Below are 26,172 nucleotides of genomic sequence, written 5' to 3'. Positions count from 1 at the left end.
ACTCATCGCGAAAATCACGCGCTTCGCGGCAATCTCGAAACCATGCTGAGTGCAATATCCATGCCTTCCAACTGGTAATGCGGAACGAACATGAACTTGCCCTTATAGTAACCTGGATTTTCATCGTCGGGAACGATTTCGATCTTGGCATCCTTGAGCGGCAGACGCGCCTTGGTTTCTTCGCTCGACAGGGCGGGCGAGCCGTCCACATATTGCAGAACCCAATTGTGCAGGTCGCGCTGAAGCTGGTCGGCCTCACGGTTGCCGCCCACCCAGTCGCGCACCATGCACTTGAGGTAATGGGCGAAACGGCAGCTCGCGAAGATATAGGGCAGACGCGCCGAGAGATTGGCATTCGCCGTGGCGTCGGCATTCTCGTAATTCTTCGCGCGATGCAGCGTCTGGGCGCCGATGAAGGTGGCCTGATCGCTGTTCTTGCGATGGATCAGCGCAATCATGCCCGCAGCCGACAGCTCGGCCTCGCGACGGTCGGAAATCGCGATTTCGGTGGGGCATTTATAGTCCACACCACCCTCGTCGGTCGGGAAGGTCGCGGTCGGCAGGCCCTCGACCGTGCCACCCGATTCCACGCCGCGAATGCGCGTGCACCAGCCATAGGTGTTGAACGCATCGGTGATGCGCGTGCCCATGGCGTAGGAGGCGTTGAGCCAGAGGTGATGATCGTGCTCGCCGCCGGTTTCCTCTTCGAAATCAAACTCATCGACCGGCTCGGTCTTGGCGCCATAGACCGGGCGGCCCAGAAAGCGCGGCATGGTCAGCGAGAGATAGCGGCTGTCCTCCGAAGCGCGGAAGGTGCGCCAGGCCGAATATTCCTGCGCATCAAACAACTTGCCCAGATCGCGCGGGTTGGACAGTTCGGTCCAGCTTTCCATGCCGAACAGCGGCGGCGCGGCGGCGGCAATGAAGGGCGCATGCGCGGCGGCACCGATCTTGGCGAGGCCCTTCATGACCTCCAGATTGGGCGCAGTGTGGTCGAAGTAATAGTCGCAGACGAAAGCGCCATAGGGCTGACCGCCAAGCTGACCGAATTCGGACTCATAGACCTTCTTGAAGAGCGGGCTCTGATCCCATGCCGCGTCGCGATACTGGCGGAACATCTTGCGACATTCCTCCTTCGACATGTTCATGACGCGGATCTTCATGTCCTTGCCGGTCGAGGTGTTCATCACCATGTAATGAAGACCGCGCCACGCGCTTTCCAGCGCCTGAAACTCTTCATTGTGGATGATCTGGTTGACCTGCTCGGTCAGCTTGCGATCCAGCTCGGCGCGCAGCGCGTCGACCGTGGCATAGACATCCTCGCCGATGATCGAGGCATTCTCCAGCGCCTGGTGCGCCAGGGTCTTGACCGATTCCTCGATGCGGTTCTTGCGGATGTCGTCGGCCGGCTTGAACTCCTTCTGGAGCAGCGCGGTGAAATCATCGAGCTGCGCGACTTCGGCCTGAAGCGACGCGGTGCCGCCCTGAACGGATTCCTGTGCCATGTCTGTTATCCCCGGTCTCAGGCCTGTTCGGCCGAATTGGCATCGCTCTTCGCGGCATCGGCAGAGGAGAGCGCCGACAGCAAAGCCGGGTCCTTCAGCACCTTTTCCAGCAGTTGCTGGGCGCCTTCCTTGCCGTCCATATAGACCAGCAGATCCTGCAGCTTCTGGCGCGCCTCAAGCAATTGGGCCAGAGCGGGGACATTCTTGACCACCTCGCCCGGCAGGAAATCGTTGATCGACTTGAAGGTCAGATCAACCGCCAGCTTGCCGTTATTAGTCAGCGTGTTGTCCACCGCAAAGGCCGCGCGCGGCGCGATCGCCTCGAGGCGCTCATCGAAATTGTCCATGTCGAACTCGACGAAATCGCGCTTGGCGACATCCTTCTTGTCGACCAGGCTCTTGCCCGAAAGGTCGGAGAGGACACCCATCACAAAGGGCAGTTCGATCTTCTGGCGCGAACCGTAGGTTTCCACCTCATATTCGATGTGAACACGCGGCGCCCGGTTTTCCTTGATGAAGCGCTGACCACTCTTTGCAATCATTGGTTTTCCCGCCTTTTGATGAGCCCGTGACAGCCGTTAGACTGTCGTCAGCCGTTAGCTTGTAGATATCCGACAGAGGCGTCAGATATCCCTGTCAGTAGTCGGAACTTTCCGAACTGGTTCTGGTTAACAAGACGGAACCAGCCTCAGAGACACTGTTGGGCGCGATGTCCTCCAGCAGAGCCATGAAATCCATGTGAATCCACCCCCTCACTCGACGCAGTCCAACGAGTATTGGACTACTTGGTTCCCGGCGTGCATAATAATCTGAAATGGCATCGATTGCGCGGGCCACATCTTCGCGCGATTCAAGCCGCCCGACACCGCGCGCCACCGCCTGTTCGGGCGCATCGCCCGCCGCGATCGGCGCACCCTCGCCCTGCCCGGCATCGACCTTCACATAGGGCGCGAGCAGGCGGCGAATGGCATCGATCGCCTGATAGGTCGGCTTGAAATCGGTGCCGGTTTCGCTGCCGGCATGCGCCATCAGCGCCTGATCCACCCGCTCGATCGCGCCGCGCACGAGAAGCAGCGTGGCCATCTTCTCCTCAAGCACGCCCGGTTCGATCTCCTCGATCACCCTGCGGAACATGCCGAAGCCCTCGGCGGCATCGCCCTCGGCCTCGAAACGCTCCAGATCCTCGGCGGTGTAGGAGCCCAGCCTGGGATGCTCGACCAGCGCGATGCGCCGCAGCGGCCCCAGAAACGTACCGATCCGCGCCAGCGATTCACAGGCGCCGCGCCGCCCGATAAAGCCGTAATCCTCCAGCGAGGGATGCAGCACATCCCAATAAAGCTCCATCAGCCCGGCCAGCATGGCGCAGCCGGTGGCCACCACATCGATGCGCCCCATGCGCGCACCGGCACGGGCCAGATAGATCGCCAGCCAGATATCCTTGGTCTGGCGGCTCTGCTCCTCGATCAGCGCGACCGTGCCGCGCCAGTCGACCGCATCAGCGCCTTCCTCGAAGGCCTGCTCGATCTGCTGCCGATCGGGATGATCGAACAGGTCTTCCCCGCCCGGTGCCTCGTCGGAAACGGGCGCCAACAAATCGTCAAGTGTCATCACAGACTGATCGCTCCGCAAAATCCATTATCCCTCACCCCCAAAGGCGAAGGATCAGGAGGCGAGCCGTGCTTCCACGCGGCGGTTCCGCGTGTCGGAGGCGACATGCCCCGGCAGCGGCTGACTGGGCCCGAAGCCGCGCACATCGATGCGCGATGCCTCAACGCCCTGCTGGGCCAGAAAATCGGCCACGGCCTGAGCGCGACGGCGCGACAGATCCATATTGGTGTTGAGATTGCCGCGCGAATCCGTGTGCCCCTCGATCAGGAAGCGCTTGCCCGACAGTTCAGGCATCTGCAGCGCCTTGGCGAAAATCCGCGCCTTGGCCATGCCATCAGAGGTGATCTGCGCGGAATTGAGCTTGAAACCGATCATCAGATCGGCATGCCCCACCCCCGCCGCAGGCTGAACGCCGGCAGCACCATGCGTCGCCACGGCAGCCAGCGAAGGCTGCGCCGCATGATGACGCCCCGCGCCACCACGCGGCGGCTTGGCAGGCACAAAACCATGGGCGGAAGACGCGTCCTGAGCGCCGCCCGAAACGGACAGCGACTTCTGCCCACCGGCATCGGGACGGGCAATGCGGAAGCCTTCCGTCACACCGGATTCGCCGCTCGCAGCCGCCGTCGCGGCACTGCCATCACCACACTTGCCCGCGAACACGCACAAGTATCCCTCCACCGAAGGCTCCGCGCGCTGCTGAGCAACGCCGGGCGCGGCGATAATCATCGCCATACCCGCGAGGGCTATTGGAATTACACGTCGCATCAAGCCCTCTTTGCCTAATGAGTCATCCCGCCCCAGAGGCGGTGTCTTACTTTGGCTCTTCCTATCCGACAAGGAGAAATGCTAGTGAGTTCTCCACAAGCCCGAATGTATGCTTTAACAATTTGTTCAGCATAAATTCGGGAACCATATAGATCGAAGATCATTTAGCGCATTTATGTCGGAGTCCGATTTTGGCTGGCACGTCGAGATTATCGGAAATGTCGGTCGATCTGGGCGACGAGCAGGTCGAGCTGGAACGCATCGATTGCATGGAGGGACTTAGCGCGCCCTTTACCATTACCGTCGACCTTTTCGCTCCACTCGAGATCGATCTGCAGCCCCATCTCGGCAAGCCCTGCGCGCTCAAGGTGCGCGAGGATGATGTGCTGCAACGCCACTTCCACGGGCTGGTCGTCTCGGGCGAACATATCGACGAGACCCCCACCGGCCACCGCTATCGCCTCGCCCTGCGGCCATGGAGCTATTTCCTCGCCCAGAACCGTTCGATGGCGATCTTTCAGGATCTCACCGCTCAGGACATCATCGGGCAGGTGTTCCAGAAGGCGGGCATCTCGGATTTCGAGTTCAAGCTCTCGGGCAGCCCGCGCCCGCGCGCCTATTGTGTGCAATATCAGGAAAGCGATTTCGCCTTCGTCTCGCGGCTGATGGAGGAGGAAGGCTTCTACTACTTCTTCCGGCATGAGGCCGACCGTCATGTGATGGTCATCTGCGACGCGCCGGCCTCGCATGTCGCGGGCACGCCGGCCACGCTGACCTATGCGCCCAATTCGATCTCGGTCTTCATGGCCGATTCCGCCGACCGCGAGAGCGGCGGGCGCCATCATCTACAAAGCTGGCGCGAGAAGGTCAGCACGCAGGCAGGTTCACGCGTCACCATGCGCGACTGGGATTTCCGCGCGCCCAACCGCTTCGTCGAGGCCAAGACGCAAAGCGAGGCGCAGCATCCGCGCGACGATCAGGAAGTCTACATCTATCCGGGCCGCTTTTACCATGAATCGATCAGCATCGGCCAGATCGAGCCCCATGGCGGCGAACGCAGCGACACGATGATGAGTGCCATGCGCGCCCAGCGCCGCGTCTTCACCGGGTCATCGCAGGCGGCGGGCCTGTCCTGCGGCTTCAAGGTTTCCATCACCGACCATCAGACCGGCCGGATGAACGGCGACTACCTCATCATGTCGGCCTATCACAGCATCGTGGCCGAAACCTATCGCAGCGGCCCGCACGCGCATGAGGCCTCCTTCAACATCCGCTTCGAGGCGATCCCCGCCGACACCAAATTCCACCCCCCGCTCTCCACCCCGCGCCCGGTGGTGCAGGGTCTGGAGACCGCCGTGGTCTCGGGGCCCGAGGGCGAGGAAATCTTCACCGACGAATATGGCCGCGTGAAGGTGCGCTTCCACTGGGATCGCGGGCCGACCCCCGGCGAGGCGGCGACCTGCTGGATCCGCGTCTCGCAGACCGGTGGCCTTGGCAATCTCATCCTGCCGCGCGTGGGGCATGAGGTGCTGGTCGATTTCCTCGGCGGCGATCCGGACCGGCCGGTGGTGGTGGGGCGTGTCTTCAATGCCAACCATATGCCGATCTACCCCCTGCCCGCCAACAAGACGCGCGCCCTGTGGCGCACCAAGCGCTATGGCCAGACCGGCGACTACACCAACGCGCAGCCGCTCGACAGCGGGGCGCCCGGCGCCAATGAAATCCGCTTCGAGGACAAGGGCGGCGCCGAAGAGCTTTACGTCCATGCCGAAAGGCTGATGAACACCCGCATCCGCCTCGACGAGACGCGCGATGTCGGGCGCAACCAGTCGGTCAACATCGGCTTCGATCACGACGAAAGCGTGTTTCGCGATGAAAAGCTGAAGGTCGGCCGCAATCAGGATGTGCTGGTCGTCGAGCAGCGCAAGACCAAGGTCGGCAAGGACGATATCCTCGATGTCGTGCAGTCCTTCAAGCTGACCGCCAACACCAGCATCGAACTGCAGGTCGGCCAGTCGCGCATCGAGATCAAGCCGACCTCGATCTCGATCAGCGCGCCCAACATCACCGTCAGCGGGCAGGCTTCCGTGGCCATCGATGCGCCTGAAACCTCCGCCGACGGCAAGGGCACGCTGACCCTGACCGGTGGACTCGTCAAAATCAATTGAACGGTTTACATCCCTTATCATGAGCGAGTGGCGCAGCATCCATCTGACCCAGGCCCGCCAAGTGGCGGCGCTGATGGGTGTGACACAAGAGCTTCCCGCGCCGGAGGTTGGCCTGCGCGCCCACTATGAGGAGTTGAAAGCCAGCGACCCGACGCAGGCCCTCAATTTCATCGCCCATGCCCTGCCCCGTTTCGAGGCGATCCTCTGGGCCGCCGCCGTCGTGGCCGGGACGCAAGGCCCCGCCCCCACGCGCGAGGAGCATATCACCCGCTCCGCCATCCGGCATTGGATGGAGGTGCAGGACGATGCCACGCGCCGCGCCGCCCATGACAGCGCCCAAAACCTGTCACGCGATCTGCCCGAACGCAGCCTTGCCAGTGCGATCTTCTACAGCGGCGGCTCGATCGCGCCGGTGAAAGCCGCGCCGGTGCTGCCGGTGCCGGGGCTCGCCAACCGACTGGCGGCGATTGCCGTCATGCAGGCGGCCTATCGCAGCGGTGACGCGCCGGGGCTGATCGCCCATGCGCTGTCTCAGGCCGAGGGCGTCGCCGAACATGGCGCCTCGTGGACAACCGAGGGACGCAACGCCGCATGACGCTTCGCCTCAGCATCGTCAATGCGGGCCGCCCCACGCTCGACAATGGCGGCCCTGTCGAGTTCAGCCTCGACCAGCGCGGCGCGCTGATCGGCCGCTCGCCCGGCTGCGACTGGAGCCTGCCGGACGCACGCAACCATATCTCCTCGCGCCATTGCGAGATCCGTTTCGAACAGGGCCGCTATGTGCTGAATGACACCAGCACCAATGGCACCTTCCTCAACGACCGCGCGGATCGGATGATCCAGCCCCATGTGCTTCAGGACGGCGATGTGCTGAACATCGGCCATTACCGGCTGCTGGTTTCGCTCAATCAGGGCCCCCGTTTCGGTCTGGGTCCGGCGACCACCTCTCACAGCAACGCCGCTCCGCCAGCCAGTGCGTGGGATGCATGGGGCGCCTCGCCGCAACCGGCCTCACCCTCACCGCCCTTTCCGGCGCAAAACGCTGGTTGGGGCGCGGCTCCGGCCAGCAGCGATGCGGGATGGGGACCAGCGCCCTCGGTTTCATCAGGCTGGGGCGCCGCCCCCGACCCAACGCCTTCTGCATCGGGCCGGGGCACGCCCCCCCCGCCCGCGCCTCCTTCTTCGGGTTGGGGCGCTGCGCCAGCCCCTGCCGACGCTTGGAGCAGCCCGGCGCAAAACCAGTCGGATGGCTGGGGCAGCGTCCCCGTACCGCCGCCCACGTCGGGCAATGACAGTTGGGCGCCTTCCGGCGGCGCGATGCCCGTTGAGACGCCAGCCGTGTCCTCGGCATGGGACAGTGCCACGCCGACACCGCAACCGGCCTCGGGCTGGTCCAGCCCCGCGCCGGATCGTCCGGCGGCTCCGGCATGGGACGACATCTGGGGCCGGATGGCCGAAGGCAATGTGGTGGACTGGGCGCGTGGCGGCTTTGGCCAGCCCATCGACAGCAACCCCGATCCGCTCGGGCTGAACCCGCAGGCAAAGGACCGGCTGGGCGTCGCTCCGCCCAATCCCTTCGACCGCGCCGCGCCATGGTCGGACACTCAGCCCGGCCCGACCGGCGCGCCGGTGCCCGACATGCATTTCGCCATGCCGCCCGTGCAGGGTTCTGCCGCGCCGACACCGCAAACCCCGCCGCCGCCCGCGGCGCCGCCTCCCCCCGCCTTCGATGCGCTGGTCGAGGCGTTCCTGCGCGCCGCCGGGGTTGAGACCACCGTGGCGCAACGCAGCCCGGCCTTGCTGGACCGCGCGGGCAAGCTGTTTCATCGGCTGGTCGCGGGCCTTGTCGTGATGGTCGAGGCGCGCGCGCGCGCCAAATCGCAGATGGGCGCGCAAGCCACCGCCTTCGAGGTGGAGGGCAACAATCCGATCAAATTCTCGCGCACGCCCGAGGATGCGATCAGCGCGCTGCTCAACCCGCCCGCGCGCGGTTTCCTCGACGCCGGAGCCGCCATCGAGGAGGCCTTTTTCGACCTCCAGTCGCATCAGCTTGCCACCTTGCGCGCCATGCAGGGTGCGCTGCGCACCACGCTCGACCGCTTTTCGCCCGGCGCCATCCGCAAGCGCGCCGAGCATCGCGGACTGCTCGCCCGTATTTTGCCCTCGGCGCGCGATGCCGCGCTGTGGCAGGCCTATGAGAAGGAGTTCGGCGGGGTGGCGCAGGGCTCCGACGAGGCCTTTATGGACATGTTCGCCAAGGAATTCCGCCGCGCCTATGAGGAGCAGGTGCGCGAACGCAAGGCTCAGGGCTGAAGGTTATGGCTGACCTTCCTCCACGGTCTTGAACCAGACCATCTGCGCCTGCCAGCCGCGCGCCGCCGCTTCCGAGACGAAATGCGTGGTCCAATCCGGCCCGCGCTGCCCGATCGGCGGCGCGATCACATCCTTTTCAAACGGCCCCTTGCCCGTCAGCAGCAGCACGCCCGACCAACCGGTATGGTTCACGTCGAGCTGCATCTGATAGTGGTCATTGCCGCGATCGGTGACGATGCGCGTTTCGCGGGCCAATTTCTTCAACGCATCGCGCCCCAGAACACCGGTGCCCGGTCCGGAGAACTCCGGCGAGATCACGCCCGATGGCTCCAGCCCGATCAGCGCGAAATCCGCCCTGGGATCGTCGATGGCCAGTTGCAGCACGATGTTGGCGGCCTTCTCGCCCGGATAGCCGGTCTGGGCCGGATCGTTGGGCTGCATCCGCATCTCGAACTTGCGCTGGGGAACGGTAAGCTGGTGTGAATCCGGCGCGCGCACCTGCCGATAGGTGTCGAGCGCCGAGCAGCCCGACTGGGTGATCTGTGCCACATCGCCGAAATCGATGCTGGCGTCCTTGATGTTGTGCTGGGCCAGCGCCTGTGAAATCTCGTTCTGCGCCGCCGCCGGATTGCCCGCGACACCCGCCAGCCTGATGGTCGGCCCATGCCCGCCGCCGGTGATATCGACGATCTGCAGCCAGGTGCAGCCCACCGAAGGCAGTACGGAATCGATGGTTGAGCGCGTCAGTTGCGCCGGGCTGCCGGTTGAGCCCGCGCTCACCCCCGGCGATCCGGAAGGCGCCGAAGGGCGCTTTGCCAGCCAGAAACCAGCCACCACAACCAGCACAAGCGCGAGCCCTGCTCCGCCCCATTTCATTGCCGGGGACACGCCCTGCGCTTTCACCGCCACGGCAGCAGGCCGCAATTGCGCCTCGATCCGTTCGACCTCGGCCAGCACCTCGCCCATCGAACGCAGGCGCCGTGCAGGGTCAGGCTGCAACATGGAGGTCAGCAAGGGCCGCAAGAGGTCGGGCACGCTGGCCAGATCGGGCACGGCGCGCCGCTTGTTCACCGCATCCACCAGCGAGCCGCCCATCGACACATCGCGCCCCAGCGCAATCGCCAGCACCACCAGACCCAGGCTGTAGACATCGGTCCAGGGCCCGATATCGCGGCCGAAATCGCCCAGTTGCTCGGGCGCGACATAGTTGAGCTTGCCCGCAAAACCGTCGCCAACAATCGTCGCGCTGCCCGGCGTGATGTCCTTGGCAATGCCGAAATCGATGATCTTGGCCTGAGACAGCAGCCCGCCATCGAGCAGCACATTGTCGGGCGCGATGTCGCGATGGATGGCGCCATGGCGATGCGCCGCCTCAAGTCCGCCCGCCAGACGGCGCAGCAACCCCAGCAGATCCCCGGCACTCGCCCCGATCCGCCCCAGTTCCTGCGACAGGTTCAGCCCGTCGATATATTCGGTGACGATGTAGAGCACACCAAGCTGCGGCTCCTGCGCCAGCACGCGATACTGCACCAACGCGTCATGGCGCAGACCGGTCAGCGTGCGCGCCTCCTTGCGGAACATCGAGGTGACATCGGGGTCGGCGGCCAGAGCGGGCAGGATCACCTTGATCGCGACACGCTCGTCGCTGGTGATGTTCACCCCCTCGAAGACCTCGCCCATGCCGCCGCGCGCGATAAAGCGCCGCACCGCGAAGATATGGTTGAGCACATCGCCCACCTGAATCGTCACCTGCGGGGCACGCGGCGCGAATTGCGTGGGCGGAGCGTTGGTGCCGCCCCTCGGCAGGCCGGTGTGGCCGTCCGAAATGGGCATGAACACGGTCTTGGGGTCTTCGGGCTTCTCGCTCATGACTGCGCGCCTCCCGAAACCTGAGGCAAGGCCAGCCGCGTGGCCTCGCTGGCGCCGACGATCACGGCGGTGACATTGTCGGGGGCATTGCGCTCCAGCGTCAGGGCAATCAGGCGGTCGAGTGCGGCGCGATGGCCTTCGGCGGCAAGAATCGCGGCGATCTCCTCATCGGGAATGCGGTTGGTGAGGCCATCGCTGCACAGCAGGAAGACATCGCCCGGCTCGGCCTCATCGGTGATGACATCGACCTCCAGCCCGGCCTGAGCGCCCACGGCGCGGGCCAGCACATGGGCCATGGGATGGGTCGCGGCATCCTCTGGCGCGATCAGCCCCTGATCGACCATGGCCTGAACCTGACTGTGATCGCTGGTCAGGCGGTGCAGCACGCCGTCGCGCAGCAGATAGCCCCGGCTGTCACCCACCCAGAGCAGCGCGAAATGGGTGCCGCTCAGATAGAGCGCGACCACGGTCGAGCCCATCTGCACGCCCTGCTTTTGCGCGGTCTGGAAAATCGCGGCATTGGCGCCGTGAATGGCATCGGCCAAAGTGGTGCAATCCGCGTTGAAATCACCCACCGGCACGATCTGGCTGACCGCCTTCGTCACCACGCCGGAGGCCCATTCGCCCTTCTCATGGCCACCCATGCCGTCCGCGACGACCCAGATGTTGTGCTCGGGCGAGACCCAATAGCTGTCCTCATTGTTGGTCCGCACGCAGCCCACATGGGTGGCGCCGAAACTCTCGAGGCGAAGCTGCGACGTCATGCATCCTCCTGCGGTTGCAGCATCATCGATAACAGGCGCGGGGGGCGCAAGCCTTCCACCACGCCGGGCGCGAAGCCCTCTCCCCCATCGGACCACCAGCGCGCGCCTGTCCAGCCCGCAGCGGCGGCGCCACCGTTGAAACACGCCGCTTCCTCGACCAAACGGTCCGCCTGCCAGCCTTCGACAAAGGCCTCGTGCAGCATGTCCTCGCACCATTGCGCCGCTGGTGCCAAGGCATCGGCGCTCACACCGGCAAGCGCGAGATAGAGCGGATAACGCCGCCCCGCGCGATCGATCGAGGGCGCCAGCACGCCCGCTACCCCGATCGCCCCCTCCGCCCGCGCAAAACGCCAGGGCGGAGCGCGATCGTAGAGATCGTCGAAAGCCGTGCCGAATGCGCGCCGCGCCGCATCCACCTCGCCCGCCAGCCAGCCATCGAGCGCGGAGCGTTCCGCCGCCGGAAGACCACGCGCGACAAAATCGCCGTGGCTGGGCAGCTTGCCAAACAGCAGGGCAACCACAGCCATCACAGCTTGACCGGGCAACGGAAGGACCACAGGTCGCCCCGGCTGAAAGGATTGTGCCGCGAGGGCAGTTCAACGTTCAGCGTCGCACTGTCATTGCCTTCGCCAAAGCGGGCTCGGATCGTCTGGGCGCCCGCGTTTTCCTTGGTGGCATTGCCCATCAGGCGGAACAGCGCCCAGGGGCCGTCGGCATCGAAGCGGCGCACTTCCTTGCCATCGGCGGCGTAGAGCACCACCTCGGCATGCGGCACCCCGCCCGAAAGCGACCAGAGCAACGGGCGCGGCTGGTTCTGCGCCGCATCGAAGCGATAGCTCGCCCCGCCATTGGCCACCGCCACCGCGCTCACCCCGCTGCCCAGCGCGGCCATGGAGACGCGGATCGTCAGCCCTCCGGCCAGCATATCGCGGATCTGCGCGGCCTTGGCGAATTGCTCGGGACTCGCCGGATCGAGCGTGCGGGCCAGCGGATCGCTCTCGCGCCAGCGCCAGACCGGGCCGCTGGTGTCGATCATCGGCATCAGCCGCTGCTGCACGAACTGGTCAAGCGCGCCGCCCATGCCGAAGACCCGCAAGACATTCGCTGCCGAGGCATCCTGCCCGGCGGTCCCGAAAAAAGGGAAGTGCTCCTTGGCAGCCTCCTGACAGGCGGGAAGCACCCCTTGCATATAGGCATCGGCCACCGCGCCCTTGGCGGCGCTGACTTGCGCTGCGGCCCCACCCCCGGCGGCGGCCTTCACAAAACCCTGCAACTGCGGCGGCGCCCCCGCAGCGGCGGCCTGCACCGAGGCCATGGCAGCGGCCATCTGCGCCTGCGTGGCATCGGCCCCACCGCCGCCACCAATGGAGCGTGCGGCCATCACCGCCTGCCCGGCCTGTTTGAGCGCGGCGACAAATTCATCGACCGGCGCCGGGTTCTTGCCATCGCCCACATAGTCCTGAAGCGGGCGGAAATAATTGGTGATCTCGGCCCCCGCATCCAGCCCCGTCTGCCCGACATTGGCCTGAGCGGCATAGCGCCCGAGCCGCGACTGGTTGATCTTTTCCTCGACCAGACGCTTGCCCACGCCTGACACGCCACCCTCGAAGCTGGTGTTCTTGCGCAGTTCGAGCAGCACGCGCTTCACCGGCGAAGGGCTCTTGGTCATGGCGCCAAAAGCGGCGGGGTCGCGGAAGTAATCGCCCGGCTGCATCGCCGCGATCACCGCCTCCCAGGCCGCGATATACTCCTTGGCGTAGAGGCCCGCGATGCCGGGGCGGATGTTGCTCATTTCCTCGCGCACGCCGCCGGTCTGGGCGTCGCCGCCCAGCACCCAGAGGTCGCGCTGCATATCCTGCTGCACCGTGGCCAGACCCAGCATATAACTCTTCTCAAAGCCGTCGCGGGTGAAGAAATAGGGCACGCGCGTGGCCAAAATCTGGTCATGGTTGGCAAAGGCCGAGGCATCGCCCTGCGACAGCACGCCAGACACCTGCCAGTCCGGCCCCTCGCCCGCCGCCTTCTGCTTCATCACCGCATAGGCGCGGTCCGCCAGCGAGAGCGTGCCGATGGCGCTGCGCGCGCTGGCCACCAACTCGCCATTGAGCGGCGGCTTGCGGTCAGCCCAGACGCTGGCCAGATCCTTGTCCTCCAGCAGCGCATCGAGATGCTTGGCCAGTTGATCGCGTTCGGACGCGCTGTCCGATCCGGCAAAGACCTTGGTCGCCCAGTCATTGGTGACCCAGCGGTGGATGGCTTTCGCATCCATCGGCCCCTGCTGGCCGAGCATCAGATAGACCTTGAGCGGCTCATAAAGCGCCATGGCATCGCCGTGGTTCTCGCCCATCGCCTGTTCGAGGCGCAGCATCAGGCGCGGCAGCATCACGCGGCGCAGCGCCTCGCGATAGCTTTCCTCGGCCTGCTGGCTGAGGCTGTCCTGATAGAGGCCGAAGGTCATCAACAGCGGCGGACCGCCCGCCTGACGGTCACGATAGCCGCGCGCCAGATTGCGCAGGCTGTTCAGCGCGGGCAGAGCGGCGCGCAAATCGCCATCGCCCTCACGCACCTGCTTGAGGTCGATCCCGGCCTCGTGAAGCTGGTCGCGCGCGGTCGCGGTTTGGGCCAGCAGATCGGATTGCAGCATGCGGTTGCGCGCAAAGCTGACGCCCCACAGCGCCAGCACCACCAGCACCGCCACGCCAATCGCCGACAGCCCGGCGACCAGCCGCGCGCGCTGGCGCAATTGCGCCGCAGGGTCGAGCGACACCAGCCCTGCCTCGGGGAACACCACCTCGCCCAGCAGGCGGTTGAGAAAATAGGCCCGGCCAGAGCCGCCGCCCTGGGCAGGCTGCGCGGGGCGATCGTAGATATCGGCCATGCCCGACAGGATGCGGTCGAGCGGCGCGCCCTGCTGCATGCCGCTGGTGAAATAGAAGCCCCGCAGCCGCGCCGTGGGCGCATCCCCCGTGGCAAAGGCACCATCGAGAAAGCGCGAGACGCGCGAACGCAAAGCCTGAAACTGCGCCGGAAAGCCCAGCAGCAGCGCGCGGCGCAACGGATCGACCTCCTCGAACAGGCGCTTGGCCTGACGGTCGGCGACGGCCTGCGCCACGCTGTCGAAGCCCTTGACCAGCGTTTCGGCGCTGGGTGGGCCGTCCTGCCAGGCGAAGCTGTGGCCCAGCACCGCGCGGCGGCCCTCGACATCCAGATCGTCGAAATATTCGGTGAAGCCGGCGATCAGATCCGCCTTGGTCAGCAGGATATAGACCGGCGCCGAGACCTCCAGAGTCTGGCGCAACTCGATCAGGCGGCGGCGCACCGCCGCGGCATGGGCATCGATCTGGGCGCAGTCCGCCGCAAGCAATTCGTCCACCCCGATCGCCACGATGATGCCATTGATCGGCTGGCGCGGGCGATGCTGGCGCAGCAGCGAGAGGATCGAACTCCAGCCGCGCCGGTCGACCTGATGGTCGGAATCCTGCGTGGTGTAGCGCCCCGCCGTATCGACCATCACCGCTTCATCGGCGAACCAGAAATCGAGGTTGCGCGTGCCGCCCACGCCCTTGACCGCGCTGTCGTTGAAGGGAAAGCGCAGGCCGGAATTGAGCAGCGCCGTGGTCTTGCCCGCACCCGGCGGGCCGATGATGACATACCAGGGCCGCGTGTAGAGGTAATCCCGCCGCTGGCCCGAAGCACCCTTCATCTGCGCCAGAGCATCACGCATCCGCTGGCCCAGCGCGCGATCCTCCTCGTCCTCGGCGGAGGGCGCCAGTTCCTCGCCCAAAGCGCGGGAGGCCTGCTGCGCCTTGCGGCGTCGCAGGAAAGCCAGCGTACCCCAGACCGCGCCCACCACAGCCACGCAAAGCAGCCGCACCCACCACGGGCGCAGAAAACCGACAAACAACGGCAGGCCCACCGCCAGCAGCAGCGCCATCAGCAGCGCGCAGGCGATGGTGACGAACCACCAGTTCTTCAACAGACGCATCGGAAGGCTCTCTCCGGTCAGTAGCGGCGGGGCACGATGATTTCGACGCGCCTGTTGCGGGACTTGCCTTCCGGCGTATCGTTGGAGGCGATCGGCACAGTCTCGCCCATGCCCTTGGCGCCGACCCGCGTGGGATCGCTGAGCGAGGCGCGGATGATCGTCGCCACCGTCTGCGCACGGGCCTGGGACAGCGCCATATTGTCCGGGAAGCTGAGGTTGGCGACGCGGTCGCTGTCGGCATGGCCCTCGATCAGCACCTCGCCCTTTTCCTTCTCGATGGCGGCGCCGATGCGTTTGAACAGCGCCTCGCGCCCGGCCTCAAGCTGGTCCGAACCCGAGCGGAAGAGCTGCCCCACGCTGGTGCGCACGCGCACGGTCTGCGCATCCTCTTCCACGGTGACCAGCCCCTCGCGAATTTCTGGTTCGAGGAAACGGCGCAATTCAGACGCCTGAGCGCTGCTGCCCGTGGGCAGGCTGGCGGCGGGGCGCGACAGCGTCAGCCTGTCGCCCGGCACAAGCGCCAGCAGAGCGTTGGAGGGCGCCTCCCCGCCCGACATCAGGATCAGCCGCAAGAGAATGTAGATCAGCAGCAGCAGACCCGCCGCCGCCGCCCCGGCCAGCGCCAGCAGGTTCCACGGGGCAATCCGGCGCAGCGGAGCCTTCTCGCCGCGCCATTGCGGGGACAGTTCCAGCATCGAAAGTGAACGGACATGCTGCAGGCTGCTATGCAGCTTGGACATGATCTCATGAAGGCGGCGCTTGCCGTCGGGCATCACGCGGAAACGACCCTCGAACCCCGCCGCGAGGCAGGCGTGATACAGCTCGATGATGTCCAGATTGTCGCCGGGCGCGCGCAGCATATCGTCGGTCAATTGCCAGAAGCGGTCGCCGCCGATGTTCTCCTGAAAGAACTGCACCACCATCGAGCGGCGCGCCCATTCCGCGCCATCGGTGCCGATGTTGGGCAGGTTCTGGGCAATATCGTCCACCGTCGCACAGACGGCATATTTGGCGCGCTGGCGCACCTCCTCGCGGTAATGCGGGGCGATGGCACGGTCGAAGGCGGCGATGATCTGCGTGGCCTCGCGGTGGAACTGGGGCATCGGCGCGCGCACCCGGCCCGAGCGCACCCCCGCCGCCAGCGCCAGCACCGGCGCGGCCTCGGCCAGCATCAGATTGCGAAGACTGCGCGGCGTGGCGGGGGCCGGAACATCATCCTCGGCCAGTCGCGAGGGCGCCAGCCCCACGCCGCCGGGCGCCATGCCCGCGCGCGACAGAGGCGGCGGCGCGCCATAGGACGGTTGGCTCGGCGGCAGGGGCGGGGGTGCGGCCCAGTCGCGCATCGCATCGGAGGGTGGCGGCTGGTTCTGCCCGCCCCTCAACCCCTGCAACGGCGAGGGGCGGAAGACCGTGCGGTTTGCGCCCTTATCGTTCGGATCGTTGCTCATCGTCCGCTTTTCTTGACGCACCAGAGTTCGAGGTTGAGCTGCGGCCAGTCACCCGCGACATGCAGCCCCAGCGCGGGCGCGCTCAGAATGTCGCGCCAGTCCGCCGCGCCGCGATCCAGTTCGAAATAGACGAAGCCGGGCAGCACGCGGATCTGCGGCGGCGGGGTGGGCGTGTGGCGCAGCGGCACGCCGGGCAGCGCGCTGTCGACGATCTGCCGCATCTTCTGGATCGCCCCGATCTTGGCCACCGAGGGAAACAGCCCGCGAATTTCATCGAGCGGAGAGGCCGAGGCCACCGCCAGATAAAAGTAACCGTTCTGGTAAAGCCCATGATCGGTGATCTTCGACACATAGGCCCCCGGCCCCGCGCTTTCGAGCGGCAGTTGCACCGCCGAACGGTCGAACACGGCGGCCAGCATTGACTGCAGCAGATCGATCACCGGATCGAAGCAGGTCTGCGGATGTTCGTGATCGTAACGTGGCAGCGGCGGCGGCTTGCGCTCGGGCCGGATCATGGTGGCGATCTCGCCCGCCATGGCGATCAGCGTTTCATAGAGCCGCTCGGGGTGAAGCATCGGCAGGCGCTCGGCATGCTGGAGCACCGGCAGCCAGCGATTGAGCGACTGAAGCAACAGAAAGCTGGCAAAGGTTTCCGCGCCGCCATCGGTGGCCTCCACCGCGCGCAGGGCCAGTTCCTCGGCGCGCTGCTCAACGCGGCCAAGGATGTCGGTGACCGCGCCGCGCAGCCTTGTCGAGGCATCCTTGTCCAGCGTGGGCGGGATAAAGCGATCGTCGAACATCAGGCGGCGGTTGTGGACTTCGCGCACCCGCGCGATGCCCAAAGTGACGCGGCCATAGATCTGGTCCCGCGTGACACCGAAGCGTAGATTGGGGCGACCGAAATCGATGGGCTCGGTGGTGCGGTCGTCGGAGAAACTGTCGGCGGTTTCGCGCTCATCGACAAGGAAACGCGCATCGAGCGAGGAATTTTCCGCATCGCGAAATTCGGTCGCCCCGCTCTGCTGGGCAGGCAGGGTGAGATGGATCACGCTGTCGCGCACCTCGGCCGGAACATCGAGCGGTTCGGGCGGCGGCATATCCTCGGGGATGGAGAAAGGCGTGCCATCGGGCAGGATGCCCGAAGCGCGGATCACCCCGAACTTGCCCAGCGAGGCCAGATCCTCATCCACGACGATCTCGGTGAAGCCCCAGGGCCAGGGCGAGACGCTGCCGACCCTTGCGCGCACCAGCGATTCAATGAAGCGATCCTGGGCCTGGAAATGCTGGGGGCGTAGGAACATGCCTTCCCGCCAGGCAACCCGGTTATTTCCACCCATCTCGCTTCAGGCCTCTCTGTGTGACGTGTCTGTGACGTATCGGTGCCATGGGGGCGTTCCGAACATGGCTTCCCGTCCGTATAAGCCGGTGTTATTGCAGCATGAAAGCTTTTCCAACGATTATCTTCCCAAGGCGGCGCACTCGTGAACGAACATGACAGCACTTCGTTCGATCCGAGAACTTGGATTAACCAAAGCTCATCGGCGGTGGATACGCCCGGAACCACAGTCCGTTCCCGGCTTTCGTACACTCGACTTTATGCGCGGCTGCTTCCTCTGGGCAGTGCTTTACTGTTAGGATTGGTCGGCGCCGGCATTGCGGTGCTGAATCGACCTGCCGTGCCGCATTCCGGACCAGTCGTTGCTCCCGCGCCATCTGCTCAGCGCTTCACCAGCAGACGCACGCTGACGCTGGCCGATGTGGGGGACATCGCCTCGCAACTCGAACCCTCCGGCCTGTCGCGCGGCGAGGCGCAGGAGGTCGGTCAGGAGATCGCCAGAGCGCTGGGCCCCGCGCCAGGCGAAATCCGCCTGATCCTCGATCTGGAAAGCTATGGCGAGGCCGCAAAGTTAATCACGCTGGAGGCCACGCGCAGCGACGGCACCGGCCTGATGCTTCACCGGGAGGGCAATGGCACCCTTACCGCCAAGCCCCTGACCGGCGCGCTTACCCGGCGACTCACCGTGGTGCGCGGCGAGATCGACAGCAACAGCTTCTACACCTCGGCGGTGACGGCGGGGGTGACCGACAGCCTGATCGGCGAGGTCGCCAATGCCTTCAGCTATGATTTCGACATGCAGCGCGAGGTGGCGCCCGGCGATGTGTTCGAGGTGGCCTTCGAACAGGCCTATAACCGCGCCAATGAAGCGGTGGGCGTGCCGCGCCTCGCCTATGTCTCACTGCGCACGGCGACACTGTCGCGCAATCTCTATCGCTTCACCCCGCCCGGCCAGCGCGAGGCGGGCTGGTTTGATGGAAACGGGGCCAGCGTGGTGCGCGCCCTGATGCGCACGCCGGTCGATTCCGCGCGCATTTCATCCCAATTCGGCATGCGGACTCATCCGATTCTGGGCTATCAGAAACTGCATCGCGGCACCGATTTTGCCGCCCCCACCGGCACGCCGGTTTTTGCATCGGGCAATGCCACTGTGGAATTTGCCGGCCCCAAGGGGCCCAACGGCAATTTCATCCGCCTGCATCACGACAATGGCTGGGAGACGCTTTACCTGCATCTCAACCGCATTCTGCCGGGGGTGACGCCGGGCGGACGGGTGGCGCAGGGCCAGCAGATCGGCGAGATCGGCACCACCGGGCGCTCGACCGGTCCTCATCTGCATTATGAGGTCCATATCGATGGCGAGCCGGTGGACCCGCTCAAGATCGATGTGGGCACCGGGCAATCGCTGACCGGCGCGGTGCTGGCCGCCTTCCTCAAGCAGCGCGACGCCATCGACACCCAGCGCGCCGCCCGGCAGTAACGTTCAAGCCATTGCGGGCGCAGGCGAGCGCAGGCGCCGATGGATCAGCAGAGGCGCGACCAACACCACCAGCGCCATCGTCATGGCAAGGCTGGCATTCAACCCCTCCGCCGAACCGCCCCACAGTGCCGAACCGACCAGATCGAGATCGAACACCGAACCAAAACTGCCCACACCGGGATTGGGGTCGAGGCCCAGCAGCAATTGCTCCGCCGCATTCCAGCCGAAATGCGCTCCTGCCGCGCGGGCGATCCCACCGCCGCGCAAAGCCAGCAGGCCGAACCACACGCCGCCCAGCAGCAGATTGACCAGCGTCAGCGGCGCCCGCGCACCACCAAGGCAATGCACCAGCGCAAAGACCAATGCCGTAACCGCCACCGCCGCCGGAGCACCCCAGACCCGCGCCAGAACCGGCTGAAGCCAGCCCCGGAAATAGGCCTCCTCCGCCGCGACCTGCAGCAGGACCACGCCCAACCCGGCGATCAGCATCAGTGGATCAGGTCTGGCGACAAGAGGCACGACCGCCCCGGCCAGCGCCGCATAGGCGACCGCCAGCCCCAATCCGCCCGAACCGAGCAGCAATCCCACCGGAAAGCCCAGCCATGGACGGGTTCCCAGCACAGCCCTTTCGCGGCACAGGATGATGCCCGCGATAGCCGCAATCAGCATCGCGCCAGACACGATGAGGGTGAACAGAGCCTCAAAGCCCGCATCCGAACCGTCGCCCGTCAACACCATGGCCGCCAGCTTCCCGGCAAGCGTGGGACCGAGCAGCACAATGGCCGCGATAATCGCCGTCGCAACAATCAGCACGATCCACGCAGGAAGTGCAGCCTTCCCCGCAGCCGGCGGCGTCAACATGGCGCAACATCCAGCGCAGATTTCATGATCATGCCATGAAAGACAAAACTATCGCGAATGACAGCAAGCATCTGACCTCCTGAATTTCAAATGCGCTCTCATGCTTAGCCCTTGAACGGCCCCTCTGCAATTTCAGCCTTTTCGACATATCGCCCGCCATCGCCGGACCATATCTTGCGCAACAGCCATAAACCCGCAGCCTGCATCGCCACCACCTCGACATAACAAAATCATAAACCCTATGGGAGTTCAGGATTTTTAATTTGCCCTCCCCCGCCCTGTGGTCGAAAGCCCCGGATCAAAGCCTTTCCATCCCATCACATGGCCCCGCGCATTCCGCGCTCAAGGGGCGGAGTTTCTGGTTTGCCTTATTTCAATCGGGTCAAATCCCTCGACGCCATTCTGGCGACGGCCGAGAAAAAATCCCTCCAGCGTTCACTCGGCGCCTTTCAGCTCACCTTGCTGGGCATTGGCGCGGTGATGGGCACCGGCATTTTCGTGCTGACCTCCGAAGCCTCGCAAAAGGCCGGGCCGGGCATGATGCTCAGCTTCGTGCTGGCGGGCTTTGTCTGCCTGGTCGCGGCGATCTGCTATGCCGAGCTGGCCGCCATGGCGCCGGTGGCGGGCTCGGCCTACACCTACAGCTACGCGGTGCTGGGCGAGCCCATCGCCTGGACCGTGGGCTGGGCGCTGATCCTTGAATATGCGCTGGGCGCCTCGGCGGTGGCATCGAGCTGGTCGGGCTATATCGTCGGGCTGATCGAGAATCTGCTGCATGTGCGGATCTCGCCGCTCTGGGTGAACGGCCCGGCGGCGGGCGGCTATGTCAATCTGCCCGCGGCGGCGATCGTGGCGGCGGTGACCGGCCTGCTGATCATGGGCACCAGCAAGAGCGCGCGGGCCAACGCCATTCTGGTCTGCATCAAGGTGAGCGCGCTGGTGCTTTTCGTCGTGCTGGCCCTGCCGGTGATGAACACGGCAAACTTCCACCCCTTCCTGCCCAAGGGCATCACCGGCGTGACGGGGGCCGCCGCCTCGATCTTCTTCGCCTATGTCGGCTTCGACGCTGTGTCCACGGCGGCGGAGGAAACCACCAACCCGCAGCGCAATGTGCCCATCGCGCTGATCGCCTCGCTGACCTTCTGCATCATCTTCTACATCGCGGTGTCGGCCGGCGCGATCGGTTCGCCGCTCGGTGCCCAGCCGGTGAGCGGCGCGGATGGCGCGGTGCTCTCCCCCGGCACGCTGGCACTGACGCAGCGCTGCGAGGCGCTGGTGGCCGGCGGCGCGGCGCAACCGCTGGCCTGCTCGCATGAGGCTCTGGCGCATATTCTGCGCTCGATCGGCTGGGTGAAGCTGGGCAATCTGATCGGGCTGGCCGCCACCATCGCCCTGCCCTCGGTGGTGCTGGCGATGATGTTCGGCCAGACGCGCATCTTCTTCACCATGGCCCGCGACGGCCTGCTGCCCGCCCGCTTTGCCGCCGTTCACCCGCGCTTTCACACGCCCCATGTGGTCACGCTGGTGACGGGGCTGATCGCCGGACTGACCACCGCCTTCCTGCCGGTGGGCAAGCTGGCGGACTATTCCAATTCGGGCACGCTTTTCGCCTTTGCCACGGTAGCGCTGGCGGTGCTGGTGCTGCGCCGTGTCGATCCCGCGCGCCATCGCCCCTTTCGCGCGCCGCTGGTTTGGATCGTGGCCCCGCTGGCGATCTTTGGCTGCGTCTATCTCTATGCCTCGCTAGACCTCATCGCCAAGCTGGTGTTGCCGGGCTGGGGCCTGATCGGACTGCTGGTCTATCTGGGTTATGGCCGATCGCGCAGTCTGGTCGGGCGCGGGATCGCGGAGGCCGACTAAACCCTGCACAAACAGGCGCGATCCAACCCACCAGACCTAGAGCATGCATAAACATGCACGAATCATCTTGATGATCACACGATCATGCACGATGATGGAGGCATGAACACAGATTTATCCCTGAGCCGCCGCGAAGAGATCGCCGCCCGCCTGAGCAGCGGGCAGGCGGTCGTGGCGGGCACGCTGGCCATCGAATATGGCGTTTCGGAAGATGCGATCCGTCGCGACCTGCGCGCTCTGGCCGCCGAGGGGCGATGCCGCAGGGTCTATGGCGGCGCGCTGCCCCTCTCCCCGGCCAGCACGCCCCTCGCCGCGCGCATCGACGAGGCGCAGGGCGGCAAGCTGGCGCTGGCCCGCGCCGCTGCCAAGACCGTGCAACCGGGCGAGCTGATCTTTCTCGACAGCGGCAGCACCAATCTCGCGCTGGTCGAAGCGCTGCCCGACGATACCGAACTGACCATCGTCACCAACTCGCCCGACATCGCCGCCGCCGCCCTGCGCCGCGCGGAGCTGTCGGTGATCGTCATCGGCGGCATGGCCGATCCGGTGGTCGGCGGCTGCGTGGATGCCACGGCGACACAAGCCATCGCGCAGATGCGCTTCGACCGGGCCTTTATCGGCGCCTGCGCGGTGTCGCCTCAGGGCGTCTTCGCCTTCCATCACGGCGATGCCCATTTCAAGCGCGCGGTGATCGCCCAGGCCGCACAGGTCGCCGTGCTGGCCGCGCATGACAAGCTGGAAGCGCAGGCGCCGCATCATGTCGCCGCGCTTGACCGGCTCGACCTGCTGATCATCGAGGACAAGACCATGCCCGAACAACACGCCGCCCTTGCCGCCGGTGGCGCCACCCATCTGCTGATCGCGGCTGCCCTACCGATAAAGATGGGCCGATGAAGGCAGGCCGATGAGCATCGCCCTCTCCGCCAATCGGCCCGCCACGCGGCTGGCAACGCAACTGTCCTTTCTGGTCGCCGGTTTCGGCATCGCCTGCTGGGCGCCGTTGGTGCCTCTGGCCAAGCAGCGCCTGGGGATCGACGATGCCGCGCTCGGCCTGCTGCTGCTCTGCATCGGCGCCGGATCGGTGACGGCGATGGTCGCGACCGGCCCGCTCAGCAACCGCTATGGCAGCAAGCCGGTGATCATGGGCAGCGGCATCCTGCTGGCGCTGGTGCTGCCCGCACTTTCCGTGGCCGCGACGCCCCTGAGCCTTGGCGCCTTGCTGCTGATTTTCGGCGGAGCGCTCGGCTCGCTGGATGTCGCGATGAACATCCACGCCATCGAGGTGGAACGCGCCGCCGACCGCCCGCTGATGTCGGGCTTCCATGGCCTGTTCAGCGTGGGCGGCGTGGCCGGATCGGGCGCGATGACGCTGTGTCTCTCCGCAGGCATCGCCGCTCTGCCCGCCACGCTTTTGTGCAGTGGGTTGATGCTGGCCGCCATGCTGATCGCCGGGCCGCGCCTGCTGGACAGCATCCGCACGGAAGAGGGCCCGGCCTTCGTCATGCCTCACGGCATTGTGCTGCTGCTTGCCGTGCTGGCGATGACGACCTTTCTGGCCGAAGGCGCGATGCTCGACTGGAGCGCGCTGCTGGTCACGCAGCAAGGTCTTGCCGCGCCGGCGCAGGCCGGTCTGGGCTATATCATGTTCGCCAGCGCCATGACCCTCGGGCGTCTGCTGGGCGATGCGGTGGTGGCGCGACTGGGCGACAAGCGTACGCTGCTGGGCGGCGGGGGACTGGCCGTCGCGGGCTTTGTCGCCCTGCTGACGGCACCGGCACCGCTGGCTCTCGCCGGTTTTCTGCTGATCGGTCTGGGCGCTTCCAACATCGTGCCGGTGCTGTTCCGGCGAGCGGGGACGCAAACCCGCATGCCGCCCGCGCTGGCCGTCGGCACGATCACCACGCTGGGCTATGCGGGCATTCTGGCGGGCCCGGCGGGCATCGGCTTTATCGCCAAGGCGGTGGGGCTGGTGATGGCCTTCTGGCTGCTGGCAGGGCTGATGATGCTGGTGCCGATCACCGCGCGCTGGGCTGCGGCGGAGGAGACCTGAGTCCCCTCACCGCAGCGTATAGCCTCCATCGCAATAAAGCGTGGTGCCGGTGATGTTGGCATTGTCGAGCAGGAAGAGCGCGGCATCGGCCTGCTCCTCGACGCGTGCGGGGCGGCCCACGAGGCACAGGCTGTTCCATTGCCGATAGGCCGCCTCGCGCTGCTCGGCGGGGCGATCGCGCCATAAGGGGGTGTCGGTGGTGCCCGGCGACAGGCAATTGACCCGCAGCGGCGAGAGCTCCACCGCCAGCCCCCGCGCCAGCCCCTCAAGCGCAGCGTTGCAGGCGGCATAGGCCGCAGCCCCCAGCGGCCGGGCCGAGGCAGCGCCCGACATCAGCACCACCCCGGCCTGTGGCAACAGTTGAGGCAAGGCGGCAAAGACGCTCCAATACTGGCTCCAGAACTTGCCCTGGAACAGGGCCTCGCTGGTGTCCGTATCGCCATCGCGGAAGGCGCCGGTGCGATAGGTTGCGGCGGGGGTGAAAAGCCCGGAAAGTGGAGGGGCATCGGCGAAAAAGGCTTCGATGCTACCCCGGTCGAGCACATCGACCGTCCGGCCCGAAGCCCCCTCGCCCAGCCTGTCCAGCGCGGCGGCCAGCCTGCCGGGCGAACGCCCGCCGATCAGCACATGATCGCCCCGCGAGACCAGCCTTTCGGCCAGGGCCAGACCCATACCCGATGTTCCGCCCAGAATGGCGTAGCTTGCTTTACTGCTCATGGCGGACAGGCTAGGCAGGCATAACAGTCGCGTAAAACGACGATATGTCCCGCCATTCACGAATTTTATTCCCGCCATGACCGATCGACCACGCCAGAGCGGCGACGATATCGCCGTCTTCCTCACCGTTTGCGAGGCGGGCAGCTTTGCAGGCGCCGCCGTGCCTCTGGCGCTGACTCCCTCGGCGATCGCCAAGGCGGTGGGGCGGCTTGAGCAGCGTCTGGGCATCCGGCTGTTCCACCGCACCACGCGCCGCCTGACTCTGACCGCCGAGGCCGCGCTCTATCGGCAGGCCTGTCTGGAGGCGCGCCAGAAAATCGACCGGGTCGAGGCCGAACTGGCCGCGCTGTCCAGCGAACCTTCGGGCCTTGTGCGGGTCAGCCTGCCACCGCTGCTGGGCACGCGGATCATCGCGCCCGCGCTCTACGCGCTGTGCGAAAGATGGCCGCATCTGCGCTTCGACATAGCGACATCCACCCGGCAGGCCGACCTGCCCGGCGATGGCGTCGATCTGGCGGTGCGGGTCGGCACTTTGCCGGAGCTGCCCGGTCTGACCGCGCGGCGGCTGGGGGTGCAAAAGCTCGCCCTGTGCGCCGCGCCCGCCTATCTGGCGGGCAAGTCACAACCCCGGCGGGTCGAGGATCTGGCCGACCATGCGCTGATCGCCCATGCACAGGGCGGGCGCGTCGTCCCATGGCATTTCCGTTCGGAACAAGGCGACCTGCGGAGTTTCGAACCCGACGCCAGACTGCTGCTCGACGGCAGCCTGCTGACGCTGTCGGCCATCCGCGCCGGCCAAGGGCTGGGCTTTGTGCCGCATTGGCTGGCCGCCGGGCAGATCGAGCGCGGAGAGCTCATCCCCCTGCTGGAGGACCGCATCGCGGGGCACCGTCCGGTGCATGCGCTGTGGATCACCGCCCCGACCATCCTGCCGCGCCTGAGAGTGACCATCGACGCGATTGCCGAGGCGACGCGCGATCTGCTGACGCCCTGATCAGCCCGCGCTCGAACCGGAAAACAGATTGATGACCAGCGTGCCCGCCACGATCAGCCCCATGCCCAGCAAGGCGGGCATATCCAGCCTCTGGCGATAGAGCACAAAGCCGATCAGCGAGATCGCCACAATGCCGATGCCCGACCAGACCGCATAGGCGATCCCCATCGGGATGGTCCGCAAGGCCTGCGACAGGCAATAGAACGCCACCCCATAGCCCAGCACCACCAGCACCGAAGGGCCGGGCCGCGAGAACCCCTGCGACGCCTTGAGCGCCGAGGTGCCGACGATCTCACCGGCAATGGCTGCGGCCAGATAGATCCAGGACAGGCTGGGCATGGCGTCATATCTCCTTGTCCGACACCGCTTTGGGCAGGGCTGTCCTTGGGGCGAATGGCGCCATGAGGCAAGGCGAGCACCGCCTCGCGAAGCAGATTTTGCCCGTC

General features: G+C 65.9%; 21 protein-coding genes. 8 read left to right on the top strand and 13 right to left on the bottom strand.

All coding sequences use genetic code 11. From position 1 onward, the window contains the following. Positions 1 to 14: 14 nt before the first annotated feature. From tssC to ABDW49_RS07635, 4 genes are all read right to left on the bottom strand, one after another. Entirely contained in the window at positions 15 to 1,505 is a 1,491-nt protein-coding gene (tssC, locus tag ABDW49_RS07650; RefSeq protein WP_343610911.1) for a type VI secretion system contractile sheath large subunit, read from the bottom strand. A 17-nt stretch (positions 1,506 to 1,522) separates the two neighbouring features. After that, positions 1,523 to 2,047 (bottom strand): type VI secretion system contractile sheath small subunit, encoded by a 525-nt coding sequence (gene tssB, locus ABDW49_RS07645; protein WP_343610909.1) that lies wholly within the window; start codon positions 2,045 to 2,047, stop codon positions 1,523 to 1,525. A gap of 94 nt (positions 2,048 to 2,141) precedes the next feature. After that, positions 2,142 to 3,113, bottom strand: a complete 972-nt coding sequence (locus ABDW49_RS07640; protein WP_343610908.1) for a type VI secretion system ImpA family N-terminal domain-containing protein — start codon at positions 3,111 to 3,113, stop codon at positions 2,142 to 2,144. A 54-nt stretch (positions 3,114 to 3,167) separates the two neighbouring features. After that, positions 3,168 to 3,776, bottom strand: a complete 609-nt coding sequence (locus ABDW49_RS07635; protein WP_343610907.1) for an OmpA family protein — start codon at positions 3,774 to 3,776, stop codon at positions 3,168 to 3,170. A 323-nt stretch (positions 3,777 to 4,099) separates the two neighbouring features. Between ABDW49_RS07635 and tssI the strand changes: the two genes are divergently transcribed. From tssI to tagH, 3 genes are read left to right on the top strand one after another with little or no spacing between them, the layout of a single operon-like run. Beyond that, complete coding sequence (gene tssI / locus ABDW49_RS07630; protein WP_343610905.1) at positions 4,100 to 6,049, top strand: type VI secretion system tip protein TssI/VgrG; 1,950 nt, start codon at positions 4,100 to 4,102, stop codon at positions 6,047 to 6,049. A gap of 19 nt (positions 6,050 to 6,068) precedes the next feature. Continuing rightward, a complete protein-coding gene (locus tag ABDW49_RS07625; protein ID WP_343610904.1) occupies positions 6,069 to 6,644 on the top strand; it encodes a hypothetical protein in 576 nt (191 codons plus the stop codon). Further along, entirely contained in the window at positions 6,641 to 8,362 is a 1,722-nt protein-coding gene (gene tagH / locus ABDW49_RS07620; protein ID WP_343610903.1) for a type VI secretion system-associated FHA domain protein TagH, read from the top strand. Before ABDW49_RS07625 ends, tagH begins: the two co-directional genes overlap by 4 nt. A 3-nt stretch (positions 8,363 to 8,365) precedes the next feature. Here the strand turns inward: tagH and ABDW49_RS07615 are convergent, their stop codons facing one another. From ABDW49_RS07615 to tssK, 6 genes are read right to left on the bottom strand one after another with little or no spacing between them, the layout of a single operon-like run. Then, complete coding sequence (locus tag ABDW49_RS07615) at positions 8,366 to 10,231, bottom strand: protein kinase (protein WP_343610901.1); 1,866 nt, start codon at positions 10,229 to 10,231, stop codon at positions 8,366 to 8,368. Beyond that, positions 10,228 to 10,995, bottom strand: a complete 768-nt coding sequence (locus tag ABDW49_RS07610) for a protein phosphatase 2C domain-containing protein (protein WP_343610900.1) — start codon at positions 10,993 to 10,995, stop codon at positions 10,228 to 10,230. Before ABDW49_RS07610 ends, ABDW49_RS07615 begins: the two co-directional genes overlap by 4 nt. Next, a complete protein-coding gene (tagF, locus tag ABDW49_RS07605; protein ID WP_343610899.1) occupies positions 10,992 to 11,522 on the bottom strand; it encodes a type VI secretion system-associated protein TagF in 531 nt (176 codons plus the stop codon). The genes ABDW49_RS07610 and tagF overlap by 4 nt, the downstream gene beginning before the upstream one ends. Beyond that, positions 11,522 to 14,980, bottom strand: a complete 3,459-nt coding sequence (gene tssM, locus ABDW49_RS07600; protein WP_343610897.1) for a type VI secretion system membrane subunit TssM — start codon at positions 14,978 to 14,980, stop codon at positions 11,522 to 11,524. Before tssM ends, tagF begins: the two co-directional genes overlap by 1 nt. 17 nt (positions 14,981 to 14,997) lie before the next feature. After that, the gene (icmH, locus tag ABDW49_RS07595) at positions 14,998 to 16,428 is read right to left on the bottom strand and encodes a type IVB secretion system protein IcmH/DotU (RefSeq protein WP_343610895.1); all 1,431 of its coding nucleotides are present in this window, start codon (positions 16,426 to 16,428) and stop codon (positions 14,998 to 15,000) included. Next, positions 16,425 to 17,729, bottom strand: coding sequence for a type VI secretion system baseplate subunit TssK (tssK, locus tag ABDW49_RS07590; RefSeq protein ID WP_343610893.1), 1,305 nt, complete (start codon positions 17,727 to 17,729; stop codon positions 16,425 to 16,427). The genes icmH and tssK overlap by 4 nt, the downstream gene beginning before the upstream one ends. 357 nt (positions 17,730 to 18,086) lie before the next feature. Between tssK and ABDW49_RS07585 the strand changes: the two genes are divergently transcribed. Further along, the gene (locus ABDW49_RS07585) at positions 18,087 to 19,244 is read left to right on the top strand and encodes a peptidoglycan DD-metalloendopeptidase family protein (protein ID WP_343610891.1); all 1,158 of its coding nucleotides are present in this window, start codon (positions 18,087 to 18,089) and stop codon (positions 19,242 to 19,244) included. A gap of 3 nt (positions 19,245 to 19,247) precedes the next feature. On the opposite strand, the gene ABDW49_RS07580 is transcribed toward ABDW49_RS07585, so the two are convergent. Next, complete coding sequence (locus tag ABDW49_RS07580) at positions 19,248 to 20,105, bottom strand: CPBP family intramembrane glutamic endopeptidase (RefSeq protein ID WP_343610890.1); 858 nt, start codon at positions 20,103 to 20,105, stop codon at positions 19,248 to 19,250. Between the two features lie 363 nt (positions 20,106 to 20,468). Between ABDW49_RS07580 and ABDW49_RS07575 the strand changes: the two genes are divergently transcribed. The 3 genes from ABDW49_RS07575 (at position 20,469) to ABDW49_RS07565 (ending at position 24,015) form a co-directional block, all read left to right on the top strand. Further along, complete coding sequence (locus tag ABDW49_RS07575; protein ID WP_343610889.1) at positions 20,469 to 21,965, top strand: amino acid permease; 1,497 nt, start codon at positions 20,469 to 20,471, stop codon at positions 21,963 to 21,965. Between the two features lie 102 nt (positions 21,966 to 22,067). Continuing rightward, positions 22,068 to 22,859, top strand: a complete 792-nt coding sequence (locus ABDW49_RS07570; protein WP_343610887.1) for a DeoR/GlpR family DNA-binding transcription regulator — start codon at positions 22,068 to 22,070, stop codon at positions 22,857 to 22,859. A gap of 10 nt (positions 22,860 to 22,869) precedes the next feature. Further along, on the top strand, positions 22,870 to 24,015 hold the full coding sequence (locus ABDW49_RS07565; protein WP_343610885.1) for an MFS transporter: 1,146 nt from the start codon (positions 22,870 to 22,872) through the stop codon (positions 24,013 to 24,015). A 6-nt stretch (positions 24,016 to 24,021) separates the two neighbouring features. Here the strand turns inward: ABDW49_RS07565 and ABDW49_RS07560 are convergent, their stop codons facing one another. Beyond that, positions 24,022 to 24,732: an SDR family oxidoreductase gene (locus ABDW49_RS07560; protein ID WP_343610883.1), complete on the bottom strand. Its 711-nt coding sequence runs from the start codon at positions 24,730 to 24,732 to the stop codon at positions 24,022 to 24,024. A 76-nt stretch (positions 24,733 to 24,808) separates the two neighbouring features. Here ABDW49_RS07560 and ABDW49_RS07555 point away from each other — a divergent pair, with 76 nt between their 5' ends. Next, complete coding sequence (locus tag ABDW49_RS07555; protein WP_343610881.1) at positions 24,809 to 25,726, top strand: LysR substrate-binding domain-containing protein; 918 nt, start codon at positions 24,809 to 24,811, stop codon at positions 25,724 to 25,726. Here ABDW49_RS07555 and ABDW49_RS07550 read toward each other — a convergent pair whose 3' ends face one another. Beyond that, complete coding sequence (locus ABDW49_RS07550; RefSeq protein WP_343610879.1) at positions 25,727 to 26,065, bottom strand: multidrug efflux SMR transporter; 339 nt, start codon at positions 26,063 to 26,065, stop codon at positions 25,727 to 25,729. It abuts the gene before it with no gap. Positions 26,066 to 26,172: the final 107 nt, after the last annotated feature.

The sequence above is a fragment of the Novosphingobium sp. genome, assembly GCF_039595395.1.
In the GTDB taxonomy this organism is placed as follows: Bacteria; Pseudomonadota; Alphaproteobacteria; order Sphingomonadales; family Sphingomonadaceae; genus Novosphingobium.
This window is presented reverse-complemented; position numbering and strand designations above follow the sequence as displayed.